This is a genomic window from Pseudoalteromonas sp. NBT06-2, from assembly GCF_002276045.1.
Classification (GTDB): domain Bacteria; phylum Pseudomonadota; class Gammaproteobacteria; order Enterobacterales; family Alteromonadaceae; genus Pseudoalteromonas.
The window spans coordinates 1-3,402 of sequence record NZ_NQMR01000271.1 but is presented as its reverse complement, the minus strand read 5'-3'; the positions used below and the strand labels follow the sequence as shown (position 1 = coordinate 3,402).

The window sequence follows — 3,402 nt, the reverse complement described above, 5'->3', positions numbered from 1 at the left end:
TTAGCTAACGTCTGCTTTGGAGATCATAAGCACTCTGTTCGAAGAACGGTGAATGACGGTTCCTCGCTCTGAGCCGAACTTCGCAAAAGTGCCATAAGCGGACAATCGCAACGCCCCAAGCAGAGGTGAGTAACATTGGAGGGCTTTTTGCCCGCGTAGCGGATGAGAAAAAAGCGCGCCAATGTTACGAATCCGACTGACTTGGTTTGTTATGTTTTTTTCTTTTTAATTTTAACCTCAACAGCATTTTCTGGTAATGAATATACCGCGCCTACTGTTCTGATGTTAACTCTCGCATCCTTTGAAGGAACTAAGTCTCCTACCATTTCCACTTTGAACCTTGGACTTACAAAATCTGAAACAAATGTAATTGGATTTTGTGTCGTTAAAGCTCCTTTTCTATCTTCCATATAAAGAGCTATGAGCTCCTCAAAACCTTTTGATAGAGATTTTTCAAATAATTTAAACTCAACATCGTCCACACCGTCTGAAATAGATTCTTTCGAAACTTTCACGGGTGTTTGGTACATATATTTCCCAATCCAGTTCTCTTTTTGTCCTGCTGCAGTTTCAACAATCATAGCCGATCCAAGTAGTAACTGCTCATCATCAGTTTTTGAAACATATATATAAGGACTTACAGAAATTGAATTAGATGTGTTAATTGAAAGTTCTAATCCACCTTTTTCAGAGGCTTTCTTAAAAATATCTTTTGGATCGATAGTTATTTTACCTTTAAGAGCTTCTACATCCTCTTCTGTATTTGATTTTATTGCTGCAATATTCGCCGCAACGCCAATTGGGCCGAGAAGTAAACCAACTCCGACACCACCTCCTCCAAAGTTTTGCTGGTAAAATATATCCTTGTTTTCATTTAGGTGCATTAATGTGTGATTCGTTTGGTTTAGTAACTCAGAATAACCAACTTCATGCGTTGCCTTATTAGTTGTAACTGGTGGTGAAGATTGATATTTCACAGACGCACAACCAGATAAAACTGAAGCTATCAAACAGGCTATTAGAACTTTTGTGTTAGATTTCATTACTACTTTTCCCTTTTTACTTCTTCCAATACTACAGTTGGATACTGACTAAAACATAGACATTATGACTCCCACACGGTGTTAGCCTCCGCTTTCGTGGGTTAGCTTAAAAATAAGCCAGAGCCATAATTAGTTTGTCAATTAACTAAACAGCAGAGGCTAACATGACTAAATATAACATAGTTTTCATTGGTTTAGATACCCATAAAGAATTTAATGAAGGCGCTTATATCGAAGACCAACGCGGTGCTAAGCCTGTTCATTTAGGCCGTATCTCTTCTTCTAAACTGGCTATTAACCGTCAATTTGAATCTAAATATCCTCATGCTACATTGCACTTCGTCTATGAGGCTGGCCCTTGTGGTTACTGGATTTATCGATTGATTACTTCTCTGGGCCACTGTTTCTATGTTGTTGCACCTTCTCTTATTCCTAAAAAACCAGGAGAGCGTATTAAAACTAACAAACGTGATGCGCTTAAGCTTGCTAAGCTACTTAAATCAGAAGATTTTACACCTATTTATGTTCCTGAGCCTGAAGATGAAGCTATCCGTGATTTATCTCGTGCCCGTGAAGTGGCTATGAAAGATCTTAAAGATGCGAAGTATCAGTTAAAAGCACTGTTACTTCGCAATAATATTTATTATGCAGGCACTGCAAATTGGTCTGTCAAACACTTACGCTGGCTTACCGAACTCGTATTACCACATCCTGCACAACAAATCGTTTTACTGGAGTATATCCAAACGATTACTGATAGGCTTGCCCGTTTAGAACGACTCATAAATGAACTCACTCATTACGTTTTCCAATGGCGTTACTACCCTGTTGTAAAAGCAATTCAAGCTATGCGAGGTGTACGATTATTAGTTGCCGCTGGCGTAATTGCTGAACTCGGTGATTTAACGCGTTTCGACCATCCCCGTAAACTTATGAGCTATCTTGGTCTAGTTCCAAGCGAACATTCCAGTGGTGGAAAGCGCCATATCGGAGCAATCACCAAGTGTGGTAATGGCCGAGCAAGGCGTTTATTAGTTGAAGGGGCACATAGTTATCGCTACACAGCGAATATTTCAACTGAATTACAAAAACAACAAGAAGGGTTACCTAAACAAATCATTGATATCGCTTGGAAAGCCCAACTTAGGTTATGTAAACGATATAAAAAAACTCATTGCTAAAGGAAAACATTACAATCTTGTTGTTACAGCAATAGCAAGAGAAATGATTGCTTATATATGGGTAATCTCAAAAGAAGTGGTACTCACGCCAGTGAACCAAAAACTACGTTTGGTAAGAGTACCAGCATAATGAACGAATTAGAGTTAATGCATTGGATCAAGCATCGGGTGTGGCATAACCATCGGGGGCGTTGCCTACATGGATGTAGGTAAGGGGCGTGAGCAGGAGCGGAAGCTTTAGGATGGCAATCAGCGTAAGCTGGTTGATCCACGAGCATAGACTGAAATTAGGTGCCACGACGAAATAAGTAAGGTTTGCTCTGTTACTAGCAATAGTAATAATCAACGAATACCAGCATGAAAACCGACGAAAATACTTGCTTCATCTATGCATTAACTCACTCAAATTCGAGTGCAGAATTATGGTTTAAAAAGTTAAGCAAGGATCAGTGTGTTTAACTTGACAGTGAGAGTCATACCAACGCTTGCCTAACCGGCGCGAAATAGCAGGCTAAAATTAGCGACGAAGGAGCGCAAGCCTGCTATTTTACGTCCTTTGGTTTAGGCACTTGTTATAAGTGCGGTTTTCACAGCCTTGTGTTTATACTTTATTACAAAGTCTTTAGCCTCAGCTAATGTTATTGGGTAACTGACTTTATAGTAACCAGAATCTTCTCTTAGCTCGTAAATAGTTTGGAAAACGAACCCATGTTCGACAAGGTATTCGATTTTTTTCCATTGAGCACTGTCAGATTTTTTAGGTGGTTTGAAGTGCCTACCAAAATTAAGCGCAACGCCTTTGCAAATTGGACACTCCATAGTATCAGGGTAGTCACATGGGTCCTTATCAAAATGCCGCATATTTGATGCTTTGCACTTTAGGCATGCAAAAGACATGGCGTATTCAGGGCCTAAAACTTTCTCTTGAGGTTTAGGCAAGTCTCTAAAACCTGTCTTTCTTCGAAGCTCCATTCTCGACGGTTTATCCATGATTACCAACGTCTTATAACAATTTAATATCGACCCATTGGGTCGTTTTTCTACCGAGCCACGGGTCGTTTTTCTACCGAGCCACGGGTCATTTTCTTGACTATAGGAGAAACACAAAGAAACTGGACATAAGATCAGTGATTTAAAATAAATTTTCTAATGGCCGCTATTCGCTCTGAGCTGAACTT

Annotated in this window: 2 protein-coding genes and 1 pseudogene; 1 reads left to right on the top strand and 2 read right to left on the bottom strand. The window is 39.8% G+C overall.

Going from position 1 to position 3,402, the window contains the following annotated elements; translation table 11 throughout:
• Positions 1–209: 209 nt before the first annotated feature.
• Complete coding sequence (locus tag CJF42_RS25195; RefSeq protein ID WP_095369253.1) at positions 210–1,043, bottom strand: hypothetical protein; 834 nt, start codon at positions 1,041–1,043, stop codon at positions 210–212.
• A gap of 164 nt (positions 1,044–1,207) precedes the next feature.
• Between CJF42_RS25195 and CJF42_RS25190 the strand changes: the two are divergent.
• A pseudogene (locus tag CJF42_RS25190) lies at positions 1,208–2,354 on the top strand (IS110 family RNA-guided transposase).
• A 431-nt stretch (positions 2,355–2,785) separates the two neighbouring features.
• Here CJF42_RS25190 and CJF42_RS25185 read toward each other — a convergent pair.
• Entirely contained in the window at positions 2,786–3,214 is a 429-nt protein-coding gene (locus tag CJF42_RS25185) for a hypothetical protein (protein WP_095369252.1), read from the bottom strand.
• Between the last annotated feature and the right edge of the window lie 188 nt (positions 3,215–3,402).

Excerpts from the sequence above, each read along its gene's own strand:
- CJF42_RS25195 (WP_095369253.1), bottom strand. The coding sequence starts at position 1,043 with ATGAAATCTAACACAAAAGTTCTAATAGCCTGTTTGATAGCTTCAGTT.
- CJF42_RS25185 (WP_095369252.1), bottom strand. The coding sequence starts at position 3,214 with ATGGATAAACCGTCGAGAATGGAGCTTCGAAGAAAGACAGGTTTTAGA.